This window comes from Actinosynnema sp. NPDC023794 (assembly GCF_040639675.1).
Lineage (GTDB): Bacteria > Actinomycetota > Actinomycetes > Mycobacteriales > Pseudonocardiaceae > Actinosynnema > Actinosynnema luteola.
On the sequence record NZ_JBFAFR010000010.1, the window covers coordinates 19,433 to 38,691 of the forward strand.

At 69.9% G+C, this 19,259-nt stretch carries 15 protein-coding genes; 9 read left to right on the forward strand and 6 right to left on the reverse strand.

Going from position 1 to position 19,259, the window contains the following annotated elements; translation table 11 throughout:
- Positions 1–5: 5 nt before the first annotated feature.
- The gene (locus AB0H12_RS21610) at positions 6–974 is read right to left on the reverse strand and encodes an ArsR/SmtB family transcription factor (protein ID WP_499624659.1); all 969 of its coding nucleotides are present in this window, start codon (positions 972–974) and stop codon (positions 6–8) included.
- Positions 975–1,243: 269 nt separating this feature from the next.
- Between AB0H12_RS21610 and AB0H12_RS21615 the strand changes: the two genes are divergently transcribed.
- Both AB0H12_RS21615 and AB0H12_RS21620 read left to right on the forward strand, forming a co-directional pair.
- A complete protein-coding gene (locus AB0H12_RS21615; RefSeq protein WP_499624660.1) occupies positions 1,244–3,169 on the forward strand; it encodes an alpha-L-arabinofuranosidase family protein in 1,926 nt (641 codons plus the stop codon).
- Positions 3,170–3,894: 725 nt separating this feature from the next.
- The gene (locus AB0H12_RS21620) at positions 3,895–5,550 is read left to right on the forward strand and encodes a glycoside hydrolase family 27 protein (RefSeq protein WP_499624661.1); all 1,656 of its coding nucleotides are present in this window, start codon (positions 3,895–3,897) and stop codon (positions 5,548–5,550) included.
- Between the two features lie 186 nt (positions 5,551–5,736).
- Here the strand turns inward: AB0H12_RS21620 and AB0H12_RS21625 are convergent, their stop codons facing one another.
- Positions 5,737–8,877, reverse strand: a complete 3,141-nt coding sequence (locus AB0H12_RS21625; RefSeq protein WP_499624662.1) for an RICIN domain-containing protein — start codon at positions 8,875–8,877, stop codon at positions 5,737–5,739.
- Between the two features lie 313 nt (positions 8,878–9,190).
- Here AB0H12_RS21625 and AB0H12_RS21630 point away from each other — a divergent pair, with 313 nt between their 5' ends.
- Positions 9,191–9,379 (forward strand): hypothetical protein, encoded by a 189-nt coding sequence (locus AB0H12_RS21630; RefSeq protein WP_499624663.1) that lies wholly within the window; start codon positions 9,191–9,193, stop codon positions 9,377–9,379.
- Positions 9,380–9,531: 152 nt separating this feature from the next.
- Here the strand turns inward: AB0H12_RS21630 and AB0H12_RS21635 are convergent, their stop codons facing one another.
- The gene (locus AB0H12_RS21635; protein WP_499624664.1) at positions 9,532–10,926 is read right to left on the reverse strand and encodes a glycoside hydrolase family 10 protein; all 1,395 of its coding nucleotides are present in this window, start codon (positions 10,924–10,926) and stop codon (positions 9,532–9,534) included.
- 377 nt (positions 10,927–11,303) lie between these two features.
- Here AB0H12_RS21635 and AB0H12_RS21640 point away from each other — a divergent pair, with 377 nt between their 5' ends.
- The 3 genes from AB0H12_RS21640 to AB0H12_RS21650 all read left to right on the forward strand — a co-directional run bounded on the left by AB0H12_RS21640 (position 11,304) and on the right by AB0H12_RS21650 (position 13,708).
- The gene (locus AB0H12_RS21640) at positions 11,304–11,516 is read left to right on the forward strand and encodes a hypothetical protein (RefSeq protein WP_499624665.1); all 213 of its coding nucleotides are present in this window, start codon (positions 11,304–11,306) and stop codon (positions 11,514–11,516) included.
- Positions 11,517–11,777: 261 nt separating this feature from the next.
- A complete protein-coding gene (locus AB0H12_RS21645; RefSeq protein WP_499624666.1) occupies positions 11,778–12,815 on the forward strand; it encodes a LacI family DNA-binding transcriptional regulator in 1,038 nt (345 codons plus the stop codon).
- A gap of 509 nt (positions 12,816–13,324) precedes the next feature.
- On the forward strand, positions 13,325–13,708 hold the full coding sequence (locus tag AB0H12_RS21650) for a hypothetical protein (protein ID WP_499624667.1): 384 nt from the start codon (positions 13,325–13,327) through the stop codon (positions 13,706–13,708).
- 74 nt (positions 13,709–13,782) lie between these two features.
- On the opposite strand, the gene AB0H12_RS21655 is transcribed toward AB0H12_RS21650, so the two are convergent.
- Positions 13,783–14,232: an Lrp/AsnC family transcriptional regulator gene (locus AB0H12_RS21655; RefSeq protein ID WP_499624668.1), complete on the reverse strand. Its 450-nt coding sequence runs from the start codon at positions 14,230–14,232 to the stop codon at positions 13,783–13,785.
- A gap of 75 nt (positions 14,233–14,307) precedes the next feature.
- Between AB0H12_RS21655 and AB0H12_RS21660 the strand changes: the two genes are divergently transcribed.
- Together AB0H12_RS21660 and AB0H12_RS21665 are read left to right on the forward strand one after the other, a co-directional pair.
- A complete protein-coding gene (locus tag AB0H12_RS21660) occupies positions 14,308–15,240 on the forward strand; it encodes an SMP-30/gluconolactonase/LRE family protein (RefSeq protein ID WP_499624669.1) in 933 nt (310 codons plus the stop codon).
- A 124-nt stretch (positions 15,241–15,364) separates the two neighbouring features.
- Positions 15,365–15,910, forward strand: a complete 546-nt coding sequence (locus tag AB0H12_RS21665; RefSeq protein WP_499624670.1) for an alpha-amylase family protein — start codon at positions 15,365–15,367, stop codon at positions 15,908–15,910.
- Positions 15,911–15,924: 14 nt separating this feature from the next.
- On the opposite strand, the gene AB0H12_RS21670 is transcribed toward AB0H12_RS21665, so the two are convergent.
- Positions 15,925–18,168 (reverse strand): NACHT domain-containing protein, encoded by a 2,244-nt coding sequence (locus tag AB0H12_RS21670; RefSeq protein WP_499624671.1) that lies wholly within the window; start codon positions 18,166–18,168, stop codon positions 15,925–15,927.
- A 113-nt stretch (positions 18,169–18,281) separates the two neighbouring features.
- Between AB0H12_RS21670 and AB0H12_RS21675 the strand changes: the two genes are divergently transcribed.
- Positions 18,282–18,689, forward strand: coding sequence for a hypothetical protein (locus tag AB0H12_RS21675; protein WP_499624672.1), 408 nt, complete (start codon positions 18,282–18,284; stop codon positions 18,687–18,689).
- Here the strand turns inward: AB0H12_RS21675 and AB0H12_RS21680 are convergent.
- Positions 18,679–19,221 carry a hypothetical protein gene (locus AB0H12_RS21680; RefSeq protein ID WP_499624673.1) on the reverse strand — a complete coding sequence of 181 codons (543 nt, stop codon included), beginning with the start codon at positions 19,219–19,221 and terminating at the stop codon, positions 18,679–18,681. The genes AB0H12_RS21675 and AB0H12_RS21680 overlap by 11 nt on opposite strands.
- Positions 19,222–19,259: the final 38 nt, after the last annotated feature.

Sequence of the window (19,259 nt, forward strand, 5' to 3'; positions counted from 1 at the left end):
TCCGACTACGCGGAGCCGCCGGCCAGCAGGGCGAGGCCGAGCGAGGTGATCGAGTGCAGCACCGACTGCCCGTTCTGACGGCTGGTGACCAGGCCGGCGCCGCGCAGGGCCGAGGCCTGCTGGCTCGCGGTCGGCAGGGTCGTCGCCGTGCGGCGGGCCACTTCGCTGGTCGTGCAAGGGCTTTCGCCGATGGCCGCCAGCACCTTGGCACGCGTCCGGCCGAGCAGGGAGGCCAGCGAGGCACGCGTGCCACCGAGCGCGGACCAGCCGAGTTCGTGCTCGACCGGGTACACCAGGATCGGTTCGTAGTCACCGTCGAGGAACGTGATCGGCAGGCCCTGGCAGAAGAAGGACGGCGCCAGTTGCAGGCCCCTGCCGTCCAGGAGCAGCTCCCGATCGGCCGGGTAGCCCAGTTCCAGCACCGGGTAGCGCCACCGCGCCGTCGGGTGCAGGTCCTCGAGCACGCGTTCCCAGCCGCCGTCCGCCATCAGCGCCGTCTGCCTGGCGCGTTCCTGACCGATGCGGCCGGCCACGTGCGTCCAGTACGGCGCGAGGCAGGCTTCGAAGTACCGCTCGACCGCGTCGGCGAGGCGCACGACGGTGTCCGCACGCCCCTCGGCGAGCGCGGTCGTCCACGACGGCGGGCGTCGCGCACCCGCCAGGATGGACAGGTCCTCGCGGAGTCTTCGTCTCGGCGTGAGGCGCAGGGCCTCCAGCCCGTGGGCCAGGGTGAGGTCGTCGGTGACCGGCGTGAGGAAGTCCGCCGCGTACCCGGACCTCGGCACGAGGTCGGTCAGCAGCCGGGTGTCCGCGGGCGCCTTGGGTCCCACGGATCTCCGCCACTCCTCGAAGATCACCTCACCCGTCCGCGTCCGCAGCCGGTACAGGCTGAGCAGCGTCTCCCACATCGGATGGGGTGCGGCGCTGATCCTGGTTCTGGCAAGGTCTTCAGGCGTGAAGTAGATGCGCAGCACTGCTCCCCCCGGAGCGCTCCGTCGAACGTTGCGTCGGGTGATCCCCCACCCGGCGTCCGACGCTAGGGCACGGCGGGACTTCGACGGCATCGGTGGACGGAAAAATACCGCCAAAGTTTAGGTTTATACCGCCAACGATTGACGACGAACGGCTCATCCCCGACTCGTGCTCGCGCGCGAAGCCGTTCGTGCGAACGCCGCCTCCCGAACCTTTCCACGCAGGCCGAAACGCTTGTCGGGCGTGCTCCGGCATCCCTAGCGTCCGGCCCGTGGTACCACGCAGATGCCTTGCCGCGGCCGTCGTCGCCGCCACCGCCCTCGCCGGGTTCCCAGCCGCCGCGGCGTCCCGGTCGGCCGCCGAACCGGTCCTGATCACCGTCGCGGTCGACCGGGACGAAGGGCCCGTCCGGGCCGAGCTGCTCGGCGCCAACCACCGCCACACCGGCCTGGGCTACGGGATGTGGGACCCGGCGGCGGACGCGCCGAGACCGGAGGCGGTGCAAGCGGTCCGACGAGCGGGCCTCAAGGTGATCCGCTACCCCGGCGGCACGGTGGCCAACACCTTCCGCTGGAAGAGGGCCATCGGACCGGCGGCGCAACGCGGGTGCCAGATCGACGGCCGGGACTGGACCCGTGCGGACAGCACGTACGGGCCGATGGAGCACATGCGGTTCGTGTCCCAGGTCGGCGCGCAGGCGCAGATCATGGTGCCGTTCGCGGTCATCACCCCGGAGAACGCCGCCGACTGGGTCGAGTTCATGAACGCGGAGGTGGGGACGAACCCGAACGGCGGGACCGCGTGGGCGCAGGTCCGCGCGGACCACGGGCACGCGGAGCCGTACGGGGTGCGGTACTGGGAGTTGGGCAACGAGCACTACCTGCGGGACCAGCGCTACTGGATGGACCAGGACCCGGCGGTGGCGGTCGAGCAGTACATCACCGGTGGCACGGTCCAGCTCACCGCGGAGCCGCTGGGCAAGGACTGCGCCCACCCGGTCGGCGGAGTCGCGGCGAGCGGGGTGGCGGGCGAGGTGTTCGAGGTGAAGCACGCGCCGGTGGTCACCGAGAGCGTGCGGGTGACCGTCGACGGGGTGGCGTGGCGACGGGTGGCCGACCTGGCGTCCGCCGGACCCGACGACCCCGTCTTCGCGGTCGACCGCCCCGTCGACGGGCACGTCAGGTTCGGCGACGGCGTCCACGGCCGCCGCCTGCCGCCCGGTGGGCGCGTGTCCGCGTCCTACCAGTCGACGCACCGCGGGTTTCCCGCGTTCTACCGGGCGATGAAGCAGGTCGACCCGACGATCCAGGTGTGTTCGAGCTGGGGCACGGTCGCGTTCCCGAAGAGGATGAGGGCGCTGGGCCACGCCGGCGAGTACGACTGCCTCACGGCACACCCGTACACGAACTTCGCCGCTGACAAGGATGCCGCCGGCAAGCCCAGGGACGCCTGGTCCAACCCGCTCGACGGGCACGACCAGCACATGATGGGCTCGTGGTCCGAGGTCGAGGGGATCCAGGCGCTCAAGGCCGCGATCACGGCCAACGGCAGCAAGGCCTACCTGGGGTTGTCCGAGTTCGGCGCGCTGTGGGGACCCGATCCGGGCCTGCCCGCGCCGTACTACCGGTGGAACACCTCGATGACCCATGCGCTCTACATGGCCTCGCAGTGGGTGCGGTGGCTCTACCACGACATCCGGTTCGCGGAGGGCAACGACCTGTTCACCACGCCCGCCCGGTACGGCCTGTTCTTCGGCGCCGAGCCGGTGTTCACGTCGGAAGCGGTCACCCGTGAGGTCGTCAAGCCGCTCTTCGAGGCGGGCGGGCGGCGGCTGACCCGCACCGTGACCGGCAACCCGATCCGCGTGGTCGACCCCGCCAACTGCGGCAACGGCAACGACGGCTGCTACGGGGCACTGGTCGTCGCGGCGACGCGCGGCGCGGACGGCCGGACCTACGTCATGGTGGTGAACCGCCTGCCCGGCGAGTCCGACGCGGTGACCGCGCGCCTGACCTTCACCGGCGGGTCCACCGGGGGAGCCGCCCACCTGCGCGCGACCGACAGCGCCGCGTTCACCAGCTACAACGACGAGGCGGTGACCGGCGTGACGATGCGGACCGCGACGCTGCCGGTGACCGGCGGCGGTCTCACGCACACCTTTCCGCCTCACTCCGTGACGCTGCTCCAAGTGGGCTGACCCGGCCGGGGCGAGTCGGCGTGCGGTGTCCACCACTGGCAGGGCGACTTCGCCGCCGGGTACCGGGAAAAGCCTCGCGGTCCTCCGGGAGACCGGCGACCGCGCGGCCGTGGTGCCCGCGCTCAACGGCGCGGGCGAGTGCGCGACCGCACGCGGGGCTCGGCGACGCGCACCGGGCGTGCGGCGACTCTGCCGGCCGAGAAGCCGACGCTCCGTGACGTCCGCGGCGGCTCCCTGGCGGGGGCAGCGATCCAGTTCGGTCGTTGACAGACAGTCGGCCGATCGGGAAACTCCTGTCGTACGTCGAGGCGCGTGCTGGACGACGACCTCGGCCGCGCGAACCGCAGGAAGACGCCGGCGGGTCACCACCTTCGAATGCCGACGTGCCGTCACACAGCCCGAATTGTTAACGCTAACATCACCGAACCACCACCCCGGATTCGACGCCGACACCGCCGGTCCGGTCGCACCTCGAAGTGTCGAACTTGCGCCTGTCACAGCGGAGAGGCCGAGATGTCCACAGCTTCGTCGCAGCTGCGAGCACTGGTCGGGCCACGTCGACGCCGCCCACCGCGCGTCGGGAATCCCCCGCCGATGACCGGTGACCTGTTCGCGCGCCAGTCCTGACGATCCGGTCCAGACAGCCGCCGCACCGTTCTGACCCTCCACGTCCCCCCGGCAACCCATCACCAGTCCATGGAACGATCCATCAACAAAGGAACACCATGACCCGATCGCTCACATCCGCACGCCGCGGGCGGTTCGCCACCCTGTTGGCAGCCGCCGCCCTGGTACTCGCCGGCACGGTCGCCGCGACCACCACGGCCGCTCCGGCCGAGGCCCTGGAGAACGGCGTGGCCCGCACGCCACCGATGGGTTGGAACACCTGGAACACGTTCGGCTGCGACATCAACGAACAGCTCATCCGGCAGACCGCCGACGCCTTGGTCGCCAACGGGATGGCCTCACGGGGCTACCAGTACGTCGTGGTGGACGACTGCTGGTTCGACCCCAACCGCGATGCCCAGGGCAACCTCCGCGCGCACCCCACCCGCTTCCCCAGCGGGATGAAGGCACTCGGGGACTACCTGCACGGCAAGGGGTTGAAGTTCGGCCTCTACCAGGTGCCGGCGGCCGAGACGTGCGCGCAGTACTTCAACGCCTTCCCCGGCGCCACCGGCAGCAAGGGCCACGAAGCGCAGGACGCACGCCAGTTCGCGGCCTGGGGCGTGGACTTCCTCAAGTACGACTGGTGCTCGCCGCAGGGCACGATCGACGACCAGGTGCGGGACTTCGCGAAGATGCGGGACGCCCTGGCGGCCACCGGCAGGCCGATCGTCTACAGCATCAACCCCAACAGCATCCACGCCAAGACCGGCCCGCTGCGCAACTGGGGCGACGTCGCGAACATGTGGCGCACCACCGAGGACATCACCAACCGGTGGGACACCGGCAGCGACGGCAACTCGTTCATGGGCGTCAAGAACATCATCGACTGGACCGTCCCGCTGGCCTCGTACGCCCGGCCCGGAGGCTTCAACGACCCCGACATGATGGAGGTCGGCAACGGCGGCATGACCGACACCGAGCAGCGCAGCCACTTCGCGATGTGGGCGATCATGGCCGCGCCCCTGATCGCCGGCAACGACGTGCGCAACGCGTCCTCGGCCACCTTGAGCATCCTCAACAACAGCGACTTGATCGCGGTCAACCAGGACCCGCTCGGCCTGCAGGGCGTCCAGGTGTCCTTCGACGGCACCCGGCGCGTGCTCGCCAAGCGGTTGGCCAACGGGGACGTGGCGGTGGCCATGCTGAACCAGGGCAACACCACCACGACCATCTCGACGACCGCGAGCACCATCGGCAAGACCGGGAGCTCCTTCACCCTGCGCGACCTCTGGACGGGGGCGACCTCCACGACCACGGGACCCGTCTCGGCGAGCGTCCCCGCTCACGGCACGGCCGTGTTCCGGGTGAGCGGCGGCGGCACCACCACGCCACCCACGACCTTCGCACTGCGCAGCGCATCGGCCGGCCGATGCGTGGACGCGCCCGAGAGCTCCACCACCAACGGCACCCGACCGGTGATCTGGGACTGCCACGGCGCGGCCAACCAGCAGTTCACGCACAGCGGCAACACCTTGCAGTTGCTCGGCAAGTGCCTGGAAACGCCGACCAACGCCACGGCCGGCACGCCGGTCCAGTTGTGGGACTGCAACGGCGGCACGAACCAGCAGTGGACCCTGAACAGCAGCGGCACGATCAGCAACACGCGCAACGGGCTGTGCCTCGACGTGAACAACAACGGCACCGCGAACAACACGCCGGTGATCGTGTGGACCTGCCACGACGGCACCAACCAGCGCTGGACCCGAGCCTGATCCGGCCGATCACCCGTCAGGCCGCCGCGCGACCCTGACCGCCAAGACGCGGGTGTGGACCCCGAGTACCCCGACCATCGCCTCGCGCGACCGCTCCCGGGTGCTCGGGGTCCGGCTACAGGTGTGTCTGGAACGAGTCCTGCCCGGTCTCGCCCGCCGGTCGAGGCGGGCGAGACCGGGCAGTGCTCAGCCGGCCCGTCCGGCGACCACGCCGACGGCGTCGACGACGAGGGTGCCGCTCAGCACCTTGACCTGCACGGTGTGCTCCTGGTTCGCCAGACCCCGCAAGGCGTACGTCTGGTGGAACTGGGGTGACGCGACGGTGGCCGCGGAGGCGTGGACGACGGTCCCGTCGACCGTCACCTCCAGGACCGCCGACCCGTTGTTCTGCCCCACGATGTCGAGTCCGGTTCCGGTGAACGTGTAGGTCAGGGTGGAACCGGCGCCCCGGCTGGTCGAGAGGGTGCGCTGGATGTCGTACATGTTGGTGCCGTTGACGTGCGACCACGACCCGCCGTAGCGCAGCTTGACCGCGGGCGTCTGGCCGAGGTCGTGCATCTCCAGGTTGTCCAGCAGTTCGGCGTAGTTGGACGGGTTGGTCCCGACCGTCTGGACGCGGAGGTTGTCGAACCGGGTGTAGTAGTAGCCGCTGCCCAGTTCCACCCGTCCGGACAGCTTCGGGGTCGCGTCGGCGAGGGTGTGCAGGGCGGCGCCGTCGAGGTAGGCGGTGACCTTGTCCCCCACCGCCCGCAGGGCGATGTTGTGCCACGCGGTGTGCGCGGTGTCGAAACCCGGGATGGTGACCCCGCCCGCGCCGGTGGCGACGTTGCCGCCGGCCACGACGCGGTCCTCGACCAGGACGCTCCAGCCGCCGTCGAACCAGAACTTCAGCTTGTACGGCGCCGCCTTGTCCCCGTGCTGCTGACGGACGCCGATGGCGGCGTAGTTCTTGCCCGACTGCGTGCTGTTGTTCTCGAAGGAGACGTCGACACCGGCCTCGTAGTCGAGCCACCGGTTGTCGCCGATCCGGGTGACCGGGTCACCGGGGTTCCAGGCGCCTCCCAGACCCTGTGCGACCTCGTCGACCTGCTGCCGCAGGACGTAGTTGCCCGACCCGTCGGGCAGGTGCGCCTCGAACGCGCCGTTCCGATCACTGGTGTAGAGCGGGATCGCGCTCTTCGAACCACCGCGCGATTCGACGAACCCCTGGCTGCCGACGACCTCGCCGCCCGAGCCGACCACCGGCACGGTCTTGTCGCGGTAGTCGAAGTCGTCCGCGTACAGGACGTCGTCCCCCGTGTCGTGGCCCGAACCGGTGCGGTCGGTGTCGAGGACGGTCCGCTCGCCCTCGACGGGGAGCGGGGTGCCGAACGCGGGCCTGGGGATGTTGGGCAGCGTGGTCGCGGTCAACGCGGAGTACGGCTTCACGGTGATCGTGTACGTGCCGTCCGGGCCGCTGTTGACGTTGCCCACGTGCCGCAGGTGGTTGGCGTTGAAGCGCTGGCCGGCATCGGCCGCGCGGGTCTCCCACAACTTCAGGACCTGGCGGCCCGTGTAGGCCATGTCGACCGCCCTGAGGTGGTAGACCCGAGGCCATTCGCTGTCGTTGACGAAGACCGTGGAGAAGTTCTTCTTGTCGGGTGCGGCGAGGGTCAGGTAGCTGGGGGTGCCGTTGCGCCCGTTGACGGGGTTGGTGCCGGTGGCTCCGGTGTGGCTGGCCTGCGGGACGGCCCGCCAGATGCCGGCGGTGTTGTCCGGGTTCTCCCACCCGGTCTTGGCGAACCAGCTGAAGTGGCGCAGGACGTCGATCGCCAGGTCGTAGTGCAGCCATCCCGACCACGGGTCGCGGGCGCTGACCAGCTCCTTGTAGCCGTACTGGCCGCCTTCGTAGAACGAGCCGACGGCGGGCTGGTAGATGAAGTTCGTGCGCCGGGAGTTGGCGAAGCCCTTGATGACGGTGTTGCCCATCTCCAGGGCGCTGTTCTTGCCGCCCACCCCGGTGCCCGCCACGGTCGGGTCCGCCATGTTGTTGTTCGGCCGGAACGAGGAGTTGCCGAACGTCGCCTGCGCCTCGCTGTTCCAGACCTCCTCGTCGAAGGACTCGGCCAGGCGCTTGAAGTCGCCCGCAGCGGTGTCGTCGGTGTTGTAGTGGTAGGCCGCCACCGCGACGGCGTCACGCAGCGAGGCGTCCGCCACCATCTCGTCGCCGAAGGTGCCGAGGCCGGCCTCGTCGGAGATGGTCACGCCGATCCGGCGGTACAGGTCGCGCTCGGTGGTGTCGGCGAAACCCGTGCTGTCGGTGCGCACCAGCTCGGCGTACCGCTTGGACCAGTTCAGGTCCGCGGTGTGCTCGTTCACGCCCGGGTTGACGTAGTCGACCATGTAGCCGTAGGCCCGGTAGGCGGCGAGGATCGACTTCTTGTACCAGGTGTAGATCTTGTCGTTGGTGTTCGCCCACGCGGGCGCGTTCCACCGCAGGATCGACACCTTCAGCGAGGGGTTGATCTTCTTCGCGTCCGCCGCGAGCTGGAAGCCCTGGTGCCGCGTGACGTTGACGTCCTCGGTCTCCCAGCGCATCGTCGAGGGGTCCGGGCCGGTGGAGTTGTTCCGGTCGTTGCCCATCTCGACCTTGACGTTGGTGAGCACGGGGTTCTTCCCGCCGAACAGCACTTGGAGCAGTTCGAGGTACTTGGCGGGCTGCTCGGACTTGTAGTCCATCAGCAGCTCGCTCGAGCTGTTGCCGCTCAGCAGGCCGAAACCCTTGAAGGTCAGGCCGTTGACGTTGTCCGCGCGGACGTCGTCGCCGTCCACCACGACGGCGCGAGGGGAGAGGTCGGGCGGCCCCACCACGGACCACTGCTGATTGGCGCTACCGCTGCTCGCGTACATCTTGAGGTCGGCGCCGGAATCGGTCCGTCCGGCGCTGTCGAGGTACAACCCGGTGGCCGCGTTCCGGAACTTGACGTGCCCGTCGACGCTCTCGCGCGTCCACTGCTGGCCCTGCGACGACGTGGCCTGCCACTGGGCGCACACCGCCCCGTTCGCCGCACGCCCGGCGCTGTCGAGGTAGAGCCCGGTCGCCCGGTTCCTGATCCGGACGTGGGAGCCGGACTCCTCGATCAGCCACTGCTGGTTGGCCGACCCCGAAGGCGGGTACTGCGCCGCGGCGGCGCCGTCGGCGGTGCGGCCCATGCCGTCCACCGACATCCCGGTGGCCCGATTGACGATCGTCACGTAGGTGACCGCCGCGTCCTGGGCGGCGGCGGTGGGCGGCAACGCGGACACGTGGAGCCCGACTGCCGTCAACACCGCGACGAGTGGCTTCACCGAACGCCACCGCGACTTCGGTCGAGATGAACGACCAGGGACCATGACTTCTCCAATCGGGACCTGACACGGCAACGCTGCACAGCTCGCGGGTCACCGCGCGTCGGGCGGCCCCACCGGTCCTGCGCACGCAGGCGGGAGGACGAGCCGAACGCGGCGACTCCTTGGCGAGGTGAAGAGGTCCGACCGCACGGCGGATGCCTCGAATCCTGATCCAGGACGCCGAGACGCATTTGTGCGATCGTGTTCGATGGTGTTCGTTTGACGTCCCGATAGATTTTCACCACGGTCGCTATGCTTGTCAAGGAGTCGTTTGGACAGCCCTAAGGTTCAATTCGATCAATTCCGCACGCTTTACGACATTGACAAACATCAGCGGACATCGGCGATCGAGGACCTGTTCGCAGAACTGCACCCTGCGCGGACGTCGGCGCCCGCAGCGACGTTGCCGTTGGAGATCCGCTCACCCCACGCCTTCGAGCCGCACGACGACGACGGGTGAACCCGTCCGCAACCAACTACGGCGGCCCGCCTCCAAACCGTCGATCCGGCGCGTCACCACCACCTCCAGGGCGCACCGTCCGAGGACATCGGGCGCTGAACCGGGTCCCGTGGAGAGGTGGCGACCGCTCCACGAGACCCGTCATCGAGTGGTCAGGCCGTCGTGCAGACGGCGGTCGGGACCGGGTTGGCGCCGGTGGAGGAGCCCGTGAAGCCGAAGGTGGTGGTGCCGTTGGGCGCGATGGTGCCGTTGTAGTTGGCGTTGCGCACGGTCACTTCCTGGCCGCTGGTGGCGGCCACACCGTTCCACAGGCTGCCCACGGTCTGGCCCTGGGCGAGGGTCCACTTGACGGTCCAGCCGGTGATGCGGACGGAGCCGGTGTTGCGGACGGTGACTTCGCCCTGGTAGCCGCCGTTCCACTGGCCGACCACGCGGTAGGTGGCGGTGCAGCCGGTGCCGTTGTTGCCGGTCGTGGTGGTGGTGGTCGTCGTCGTGCCGCCGAGGGCTTCGTACACGGCCCAGTAAGAGGGCTTCTTGTTGAAGTTCTCGTCGTAGATCAGCGCGGCACCCTCGCCGGGGAACACCGAGGGGATCCAGGAGTAGCCGTCGGAGAAGTCCCACACCGTGATGCCGACGCAGCGGGTCACCGCGAGGCAGGCGTTGGTGACGGTGCGGTAGTCGGCGGCCTGCTGGGCGTCCTTGGCCGCGTCACGGGGCGTGCGCATCCGGATGTCCAGCTCGGTGATGGCGACGTCGACGCCGAGGTCGGCGAAGCGCTTGATGTTCTGCTGCAGCGTGCTGGGGACCTGGCCGAGGATCAGGTGGGCCTGCAGGCCGACGCCGTCGATCGGGATGCCCTGCTGCTTGAACGACTTGACCATGTTGTACATGGCGTCGCTCTTGGCGTTGATGCCCTCCACGTTGTAGTCGTTGTAGTAGAGCTTGGCGTTCGGGTCGGCGGCGCGGGCGGCCTTGAACGCCTCGGCGATGTAGCTGTCGCCGATCTTCTGCTGGAACACCGACTGACGGCGCGTGCCGTCCTCCTCGAACGCCTCGTTGACGACGTCCCAGTGCACGACCTTGCCCTTGTAGTGGCCGGCCACGTTGGCGATGTGGTTGCGCATCACGCCGAGCAGCTCACCGGCCGGCACGCTGTTGACCCAGTCGGGGAGCTGGTTGTGCCAGACGAGGGTGTGGCCGCGCACGATCTGGTTGTGCGCCTGGGCGAAGGCGACGATCTGGTCGGCCTGGGTGAAGTCGAACCGCCCGCGGCTGGGCTCGCTGTACATCCACTTCTGGGTGTTGCCGACGGTGATCTGGTCGAACTCGCTGCCCAGCACGGCGGTGTAGGCCGAGTTGTTCAGCGTCGGGTTGTCCGTGGCGGAGCCGAAGTAGCGGCCCTTGGCGGCGGCGAGCTGTCCCAGGGTCGGCGCGGCGGCCTCCGAGGACGGCGCGGCGACCGCCATTCCCACGGCGAGCGTGCCGGTGACCGCGGCGGCGGTCGCGGCGGCGAGGACGCGGCGTGCGCGGCCTGCTGGTGCTGACATGTTCATTCTCCTGACATCGGTGTCGGGACCGGCCGCACGGGCGTGCCAGGGCGGGTGGCGTGCCCGTGCGGCCGAGCGGGTGCGGGAGGGAGGTGCCGCGCACCCGCTCGTGGCCCGGTCGGGCGCATGTTCCCGACCGGGGCCGTGATCGGCGTCGTGGTGCCGATCAGGTCTGTCGCGACCCGTCCTCGACGGGTCGGCCAGGGTGGTGTCGTGCCGGTGGGCCCTCACCGCGGGTGCGGCGACGCGCGTCGGGGTGAGGGTTCCGGTCACGTCGGTCACTTGCCGATGGCGGTCTCGGTGTTGCGCACCGCGTCGTCCCACGCCGTGACCGGATCGCCGCCGCCCCAGTTGCCCCACTCGCCGGGCACTTGGCGATGTCCCGCTTGCCCTTGCCGTCCGGGGCTTCGCTGCGGATGGCGTTGAGCATCCACGACGGCGCGGCCGGCGTCGCGAACCGGCCCTGCGCCATGCCCGCGTGGGTCAGCTCGCCGCGGTCGTCGTGGTACTTCCGCGCGCCCTCGTTGACCGCCTGGGAGAACACGCTGGTCGCCGCGTTGTCCACGAACGCCTTCCGCGAGGGCGGGTGACCAGGTGGTACGGCGGAGGTTCACGGCGGGTGTCTCCAGTGTGGACGGGGAGGGCGAGGTCGGGAGGTGCCCGGGTGGGAGCGACCCCGCGATCTGCGGTGGTGTGGCGTTGCGGGCGGTCGGTGCACGGGCCGCTCGAAAGTTTCGACTAGATTTCCGATCGTTAACGCGGCAGACAGTAAGCCGCCGCACGTCGGCCGTCAAGAGTCAGTGCGAAACTTTCCGAAATGTTCGGCCGAAATGCCGTACTAGACTCCCGCCATGACCTCCACCGACCACCCGTCGACCGACGCCGCCGACCGCGGTGGTGCGACCATCGCCCGCATCGCCGAGTTGGCGGGCGTGTCGACCGCCACCGTGTCCAAAGTCGTCAACGGGCGCGCGGAGGTCGCACCGGAGACCCGTGCCCTGGTCGAGGCGGTGATCCGGGAGCACGGGTACCGCCGGCAGAAGAAGGCCAACCGCGCGACGCTGGTCGAACTGGTGCTCCACGAGCTCGAAGGCGCCTACGCCATGGAGATCATCAAGGGCGTCGAGCGCGTGGCGGGCGAGCACGAGCTCGCCGTCGTGCTCACCGAGCTGCACGGCCGCCACACCCCCGGCCGGACCTGGATCGACGGCGTGCTGGCCCGCAAACCCGCCGGCGTCATCACGGTGTTCTCCGCACCCGACTCCGCCCAGCGCGCGCAACTGGCCAGCCGCGGCATCCCGTTCGTGCTGGTCGACCCCATCAGCGACCCCACTCACGAGTACCCGTCCGTGGGGACCAGCAACTGGGACGGCGGCCTGGCCGCGACCCGCCACCTGGTCGACCTCGGCCACCGGCGCATCGCCGCCATCACCGGCCCCTCCCACGTGCTGTCCAGCCGCGCCCGCCTCGACGGCTACCGCGCCGCGCTCGACGCGGTCGGCGTCCCCGTCGACCCCGCGCTCATCCGCGTCGGCGACTTCAACGTCGTCGACGGCCTCACCCACGCCCGCGAACTGCTGCGGCTCGCCGACCCCCCGACCGCGATCTTCGCGTTCAACGACGCCCAAGCCCTCGGCGTCTACCAGGCCGCCCACGAGGCCGGCGTGCGCATCCCCCACGACCTCAGCGTCGTCGGCTTCGACGACCTCCCGTCCGCCCAGTGGGCCATCCCCGCGCTCACCACGGTCCGCCAACCCCTCAGCGACATGGCCGCCGCGGCCACCGGCATGATCGTCGCGCTCTCTCAGGGCGACCCCCTCCCCCAGAACCGCCTCATGCTCACCACCGAACTCATCCCGCGCGCCAGCACTACCCGGCCCGCGAGGTGACGTGACGGTGGTCAACGCGCTCCAGTAACGTTCGAGTACCTGAGCAGAACGTTAACGACCAGCACAACCACGAGCAGGGAGTCGGGCAGCACCTGCCCGACATGCGGGTGCGCGGCCGGTGACGGTCCACGGGTTGGACATCGATGCCCCACCAGGTGTTCGAGCCGAACACCTGGCCCTTGTAGGTGTACGGGCCCCGTGGGGTCGGTGCCCGCGCTCTCGGCGACGTGCACGCGCTGGTCCTCGGTCCCGCCCGCGCCCGCCGAGTGCCTCGACGCCGACAACCAGGGCACCACCAACGGCACCCGTGATCACCTGGACCTGCAACGGCCGGGGCAACCAGTGGTGGACCCGCGCCCGAACCCGACGCCCCAGCCGGGTGCGCAGATCCGGCCGGGCCCCACCCTGGGGACCTCGTCCACGTCGACGGCCCCACCGCTCGAGCTCGTCGGATCCGCTGCGTGCCGCGGCCGGGACCGGTCTCTTGCCGCGATCGCTACCGTGTACGCATGATCCGACGAGCGGTGGTCGTGGGGACGGCCGCGTTGGCGGTTTCCGGTTGTTCCCCCAGTGGTGGCGGGTCCGTCGCGGAGCGAACGACCACCATCACGACAACGACGACGACCACCACCACCCCGTCCGAGGGCGGGGAACAGCGGCTGTGCGTCCACCTGGCGTCCACCGACCTGACGAATCCGCAACAACTGCTCTCGATCCAGCTGCCCAGAACGACGGATCCCGACTTCGACGTGCCGTTGGCCTTCCTGGCGGCGAGGCTCACCGCGCTGGAGTCCGCGCTCAACGCCGGCACCGACCCGGCCTACCCGACGCAGGAAGCGGCGAACGCGGCGACAAGTGTGCTGGACGCGTGCCGGCAGGGCGGCTACCTGTAGGTCCGGGCACACCGGCGGATCGACCGACCGAGCCTGGCGAGACCTGAGCGGGCCCTGTTCCGGCGGATGTCCGCTCAGGCGGGGCGCGGGTCGGGCGTCCGTTCGAAACAGGTCTCCAGCACCACGATCGCATTCGTGCCGGACACGCCGGCGATGTCGTGCACGTCCTTCAGCACCGCCTGCAACGCGCGCGTGCCCGCCGTGCGCACCTTGAGCAGCAGCGACGCCGTCCCGGCCACGATGTGCGCCTCCTCCACCGCGGGCAGCGCGCGCAGCGCGTCGGCCGTCTCCGGCGAGCCGACCCACGCCGACGAGTCGACCAGCACGAACGCCAGCACGTCCAACCCGAGCGCGCTCGGGTCGATCTCCACCGTCGTCCGCCTGATCACACCTCGCTCGCGCAGCTTGCGCACCCGTTCGTGCGCTGCCGCCGCGGACAACCCGACTTGCGCGCCCAGCACGGCGTACGACTGCGTCGCGTCCTCCCGCAGCGCGGCCAGCACGGCCCGATCTGTATCGTCCATCTCCCCACCTTCACCTGATGTCATCAAGCAGTATAGGTTGTCGACCAGATGTAGTTCGGCGACAAAGGGGAAACGATGGACGTCATCCCGACGACGGTGGAGTCGTTCGATGACCGGCTGCTGCTGTTCGGCGACGACCTGCTGGAGCGCCTGGCCACCGGGTGCAAGTGGACCGAGGGCCCTGCCTACGTCCCCGCCGGCCGGTACCTGCTGTTCAGCGACATCCCCAACGACCGCGTCCTGCGCTGGGACGAGACCACCGGCCACGTCGGGGTGTTCCGCTCACCCGCCGGCTACGCCAACGGCCGCACCCTCGACGCGCAGGGCCGCGTCGTCACCTGCGAGCAGGGCGAGCGCCGGGTCGTGCGCACCGAGCACGACGGCTCGACGACGGTCATCGCCGACCGCTTCGACGGCAAGCGGTTCAACAGTCCCAACGACGTCGTGGTCGGGCCCGACGGCGGCGTGTGGTTCACCGACCCGCCCTATGGCATCCTCAGCGACTACGAGGGCGTGCGCGCGGAGTCCGAGATCGGGGCCTGCCACGTCTACCGGGCTGACCCCACGACCGGCGCGGTCGAGGTCGTCGCGGACGACTTCGTGCGCCCCAACGGCCTCGCCTTCTCCCCCGACGGCGCGCGGCTCTACGTCGTGGACACGCGCCGCAACCACGTCCGGGGCTTCGACGTGGACGGCGCGAGGCTGCACGGCGGCGACGAGGTGGCCCGCTGCACGAACGGCCAGTTCGACGGCATCCGGCTGGACGAGCAGGGCCGGATCTGGGCCGCCGCCGGGGACGGCGTCCACTGCATCCACCCCGACGGCACGCTGCTGGGCCGGATCGGCGTGCCCGAGGTCGTGTCGAACGTGTGCTTCGGCGGCCCCAAGCGCAACCGCCTGTTCATCACCGCCACCACGTCGGTATACACGTTGCTGTTCAACGTGAACGGCGCCCGTCCGCCTTACTCGGTCGCTCCCGGTTCGCCCGGCCCGAACTTGCCCGCGTAGCACGGCGTGGCGTGAGCGGCACCAGGCTCGCACCATGCGCGATGTGGGCCGGGACCAGCTGTGACAGGCCGGGAGCGCCCTCGCTGCTCCGGCACGCCTTCCCGCTCAGCCTCCTCACGACACCGTGACCCACCGGGCGGTCGACGACCGTCCGGGCACCGTCGTCGCCGCCGCGGGCTCGCACGGCGTCGGCGTGGTCCTCGACGGTGTCTTCGCGCACGCCTCCCGAGCGTTCTGGAGACTGGCCGACCCCGCGGAACTCGACGATCACCGGTTCGCGCGGGACCACCAGGGCGGCCTGGCGCCGTGGCGGGTCGACTCGCTCGTCACACCCGACTACGACTCCGCCGGTTACCGGTCCTACGTCGCGGACGTCATGACGTCGTGGCTGGACCGCGGCATCGCCGGGTGGCGCCTCGACTCGGCGTGGTCGGTCCCGGCGGGCTTCTGGCACCGGGTGCTCACGCGCGTGCGCGAGACCCACCCGACCGCCTGGTTCCTCGGCCAGGCCTTCGACGACGACCTGCCGCCGGTGGTCAACCGCACCACCGTGTCCAGCGCCACCGAGTACGCGCTGACGCACGGGATCCGGGAGTGGCTCTCGGAGGAGACCGGGCGAGGGCGTGGTGACGACGCTGCGGCTCCACCGGCACAACAAGGTCGGGGTTGACCAGCAGCACCGGGTCACGCTCGATCGGCAGCGATCAGCCAGGCCTGCAGATCACGATGCCGGAATTGCACGGCAGTTCCGGAAATTCGCACCAGCCCGGCCCCGTACGCCCAGTCCAGGAACCGCCCCGGACGACTCGGCAGCCGCCCCTGACGCCTCAACACGAGGTACGCAAGGGCGTAGCGCGGCAAGAGGAGCCCGGACCCGTACATTATCCGGCCTCCGGAGTCCGACCCCGACGGCCATCGGATCCTCTTCTTGAATCGGTCGAGCGCGTCAGACCACCCGGAAGGCGGACGTACCCCCAGGAAAGCACGGGTGAGCCCCATCGCGACACCAGCCACTACCGCGACCCGCCAATCTGTCACGAGGGCAAGCAGCAGGCTGAACAGGCAGGCAAGCGACACAACCACGACGATTGTCCAGGCGACATGCCTGCTCAGCACATCACTCGGCCGCGCAGGCGCACGAAGTTCAGCCAGGAGCAGCCAATCGAAGAGCACACCAAGAACACCGAACAGCAGACTCGAGAGCAACATCAACACGGCAAGGAGAGCGGCCAGTCGAATCGGCGAAGAGTCGTACCTGGACGGCAAGAACCACAAGACGAGCGCCCCGACGGCGCCGATTGCCGCCGCAGAGCGAAAGCTCCTGCGCATACGCCGACGTGCCACCCGAGTCCGGATGTACTTCACATCGAGGTTCTTGTAGACGTTCTCCGTCGGTCCGCGAAAATCCCTCAGACGGTCCAGGAGAACCAGGGCGCCAAGAGCGAGCAGCACAACTTGTGCCGGATTTTCGCGGTCGAGACCGCGACGTGCGAACTCGAGTGCTCCTGCCAGGACGAGCGGCACAGCAGTCAGGGACATGGCCGACAGCACGGCCCACCTGTGCATTCGAACGCCCGGCGGGGTTCCGATGGTCTGCCACAGGTCGGCCAGGTTGAAGTCGGTACCGGAGCGTCCCAGCGTGGACATCATCGCGAGGTGACGGGCAAGTGTCCGGAGCCACGTCGTCACCTCGGCCGGATCGTGGTGTTCGTTACCCGTCGTCGGGTGGTTGGCCGTGATGGCGGGGACCAGGCGGTCGAAGAGGTGCGCTTTCAGCGCACCGGGTTCGAGGTGGGTCAGGTCTTTCGGTGTCGTGGTGGGGTGGGCGTAGACAGCGGTCGCCAGGTAGAGGTGCAGTGGGGAGGCCAGACACTGCGACAGGCGGCCTCGTGGGCGATTGCGCAGGACGGCGACGACCGGCCGCCAGCGCTTCTGGATGGAGTCCGGTTGGCTGAAGTCCGGGAACCGGTAGGCCAACCACGTGATCACTTGGTCGGGCATGAGCGGCTGCATGACGATCGTGGTCGCGTCCTGCAGCGGGCGATGGGGCACCCCCGGAACGGGGGACGGGTCGGTCAGACGCCGGTAGAAGGTGGTGCGGCAGGTCAGGACAACCGGTACGGGGGCCGGGCCTTGAGGTTGGTTGAGCGCGTCGAGGACCTGGCGAGCTCGCCGGGAGATGTCCTGGTCGGGATCCATCTCGTCGAGCCCGTCCAGGATGAGCAGCAGCTGTCCCCCGGAAACCAGTGCCTTGGCCTGCCGCCGGGGGATGTCCCGCACCGCGGTCAGGTGGTCGGCGACCCAGGCGTCGAGTTGCCGGCGGACCGTCTGCGGGTCGGCGTCCTCGTCCGGAGCGGGGAAGGTGGGCATGCTCAGTCGCACCGGGATCCTGACCCGGGCGTGCTCCGCACCGTCCAGCGTGGCCTGTGCGCGTACGGCCAGGTCGAGCAGGAGTTGGAGCACGAGGACGGTCTTGCCGGCCCCGGCTTCGCCGAGCACGACCAGTCGACCCATGGTCAACGACTGGTAGTAGTCGGCGATCGTGCTCAAGGTGCCGTCGGTGGCACCACCATCCGTGCGCCAGTGCACGGCGGCGGCCGGAGGCTGCTGGAAGGGGGTGTCGGCGGGACGTGGCGCGCCGGTGTCGCCCAGCAGACGGGCCAACGTCGTCGCCTCGGCCGTGGTCACCGCGGTGAGCAAGCGGCGCGCGACGGCGGAGGTTTCCTCCACCGGTCCGGCCGAACGCAGGCCCATCACGGCGGCCACCGCACCGATGACGCCGAAGGGCAACGCGAGGACGTTGGCCAGGCCCGCGCCGTCGTCGGCGCCGGTCTTGGCCAGCAACCACCACGTCGCCCCCGCCATGAGCACCAAGCCGGCGCCGGTCAGCACCAGCGATCGGATCGGCCACCGTGGTAAACCCGCCATGCCCGCTCATCGTCACAACCGCCACCGCGTGTTTCACCTCCGCCCGCCCCGGAGTTCGACGAGCTGCGGCGGCAAGGCGACCAGAGCCGCATTCGTGCGGGCACCGTTCGGGGATGGGAACCTGGCCTGTGGCGGTGGAGCACGAAGACGACGAGCCCGACGTCGACCAGACCGCCATCGCCGACAGCGCCTCGACGGTGATCCAGAGCGGTCGGGACACCCTGATCGCCGGCCGGGACCTGCACCACAACTCGGCCGCGGTGGCGGGCGCGATCGGGGTCGGGGGCGCGGGCCGTCGGCACCGGGATCGGCGCCGTGGCGGCGAGCGGCGCCACCACCGGGGCACGACGGCGACCGGCCTGGGCACCGTGGTGAGCACCAAGATGATCGTGGCCGGCGCGCTGGTCGCGACGACCAACGCCCGGTTCTCCTTCGCGTACCGCTCCTGCGCCGTGCGGGCCACGTCGAACCCTGACTTCCCGGTGGTGGTCGCCGGGTCGCGGACCCCGCTCACGGGGTGACGACCTCCAGGACGATCTGGCCGTACAGGCTGGACAGCGTTCCCAGGCCGAGGTTGCACAGGAGGATGTCCGGGCTGGGGTAGACGACGGTGTGGACGAACGTCCCACCGGCGAACACGCCCGCGGTGACCGTGCCGGTCGTGACGACCGTCAGCGTGGCGCCGGCCAGGCTGGAGACGTTGTTGCCGGACAGGGTCGACGTCTGCCCGGTGTTCCAGGTGATCTGAATGGTGATCGAATTCGCGCCGAACAGGCTCAGGCAGGTGGCGCCAGGGAACGTGCCTGAGGCGTCGGACACGCCGGAGGTGATGTCCGGGTGCGTGGGGGAAACGCAAGGACCGTACCGCCTGGTCGACGTGAGCGTCTCGGTCTGCGGGTAGTTGGTCGCCGGCGGATCGAACCGCAAGCCCGCGCTGCTGGGTGGCGCGCACGTGAGGTCGAGCCCGTCAGCGGCGGCGTCGCCGGGCGCGACGAACGCCATGGACGCGACGGTGATCAGGACCGCGGCGAGCGTGTTGGCGATGCGCGACATGACGGATTCCCCTTTCGGTCGACGAGTTCTCCGTGATT

Coding starts and splice junctions, on each gene's coding strand:
- AB0H12_RS21620 (WP_499624661.1), top strand. CDS start 3,895: ATGACCCGATCGCTCACATCCGCACGCCGCGGGCGGTTCGCCACCCTG.
- AB0H12_RS21635 (WP_499624664.1), bottom strand. CDS start 10,926: ATGTCAGCACCAGCAGGCCGCGCACGCCGCGTCCTCGCCGCCGCGACC.
- AB0H12_RS21640 (WP_499624665.1), top strand. CDS start 11,304: ATGTCCCGCTTGCCCTTGCCGTCCGGGGCTTCGCTGCGGATGGCGTTG.
- AB0H12_RS21645 (WP_499624666.1), top strand. CDS start 11,778: ATGACCTCCACCGACCACCCGTCGACCGACGCCGCCGACCGCGGTGGT.
- AB0H12_RS21650 (WP_499624667.1), top strand. CDS start 13,325: ATGATCCGACGAGCGGTGGTCGTGGGGACGGCCGCGTTGGCGGTTTCC.
- AB0H12_RS21655 (WP_499624668.1), bottom strand. CDS start 14,232: ATGGACGATACAGATCGGGCCGTGCTGGCCGCGCTGCGGGAGGACGCG.
- AB0H12_RS21660 (WP_499624669.1), top strand. CDS start 14,308: ATGGACGTCATCCCGACGACGGTGGAGTCGTTCGATGACCGGCTGCTG.
- AB0H12_RS21670 (WP_499624671.1), bottom strand. CDS start 18,168: ATGGCGGGTTTACCACGGTGGCCGATCCGATCGCTGGTGCTGACCGGC.
- AB0H12_RS21675 (WP_499624672.1), top strand. CDS start 18,282: ATGGGAACCTGGCCTGTGGCGGTGGAGCACGAAGACGACGAGCCCGAC.
- AB0H12_RS21680 (WP_499624673.1), bottom strand. CDS start 19,221: ATGTCGCGCATCGCCAACACGCTCGCCGCGGTCCTGATCACCGTCGCG.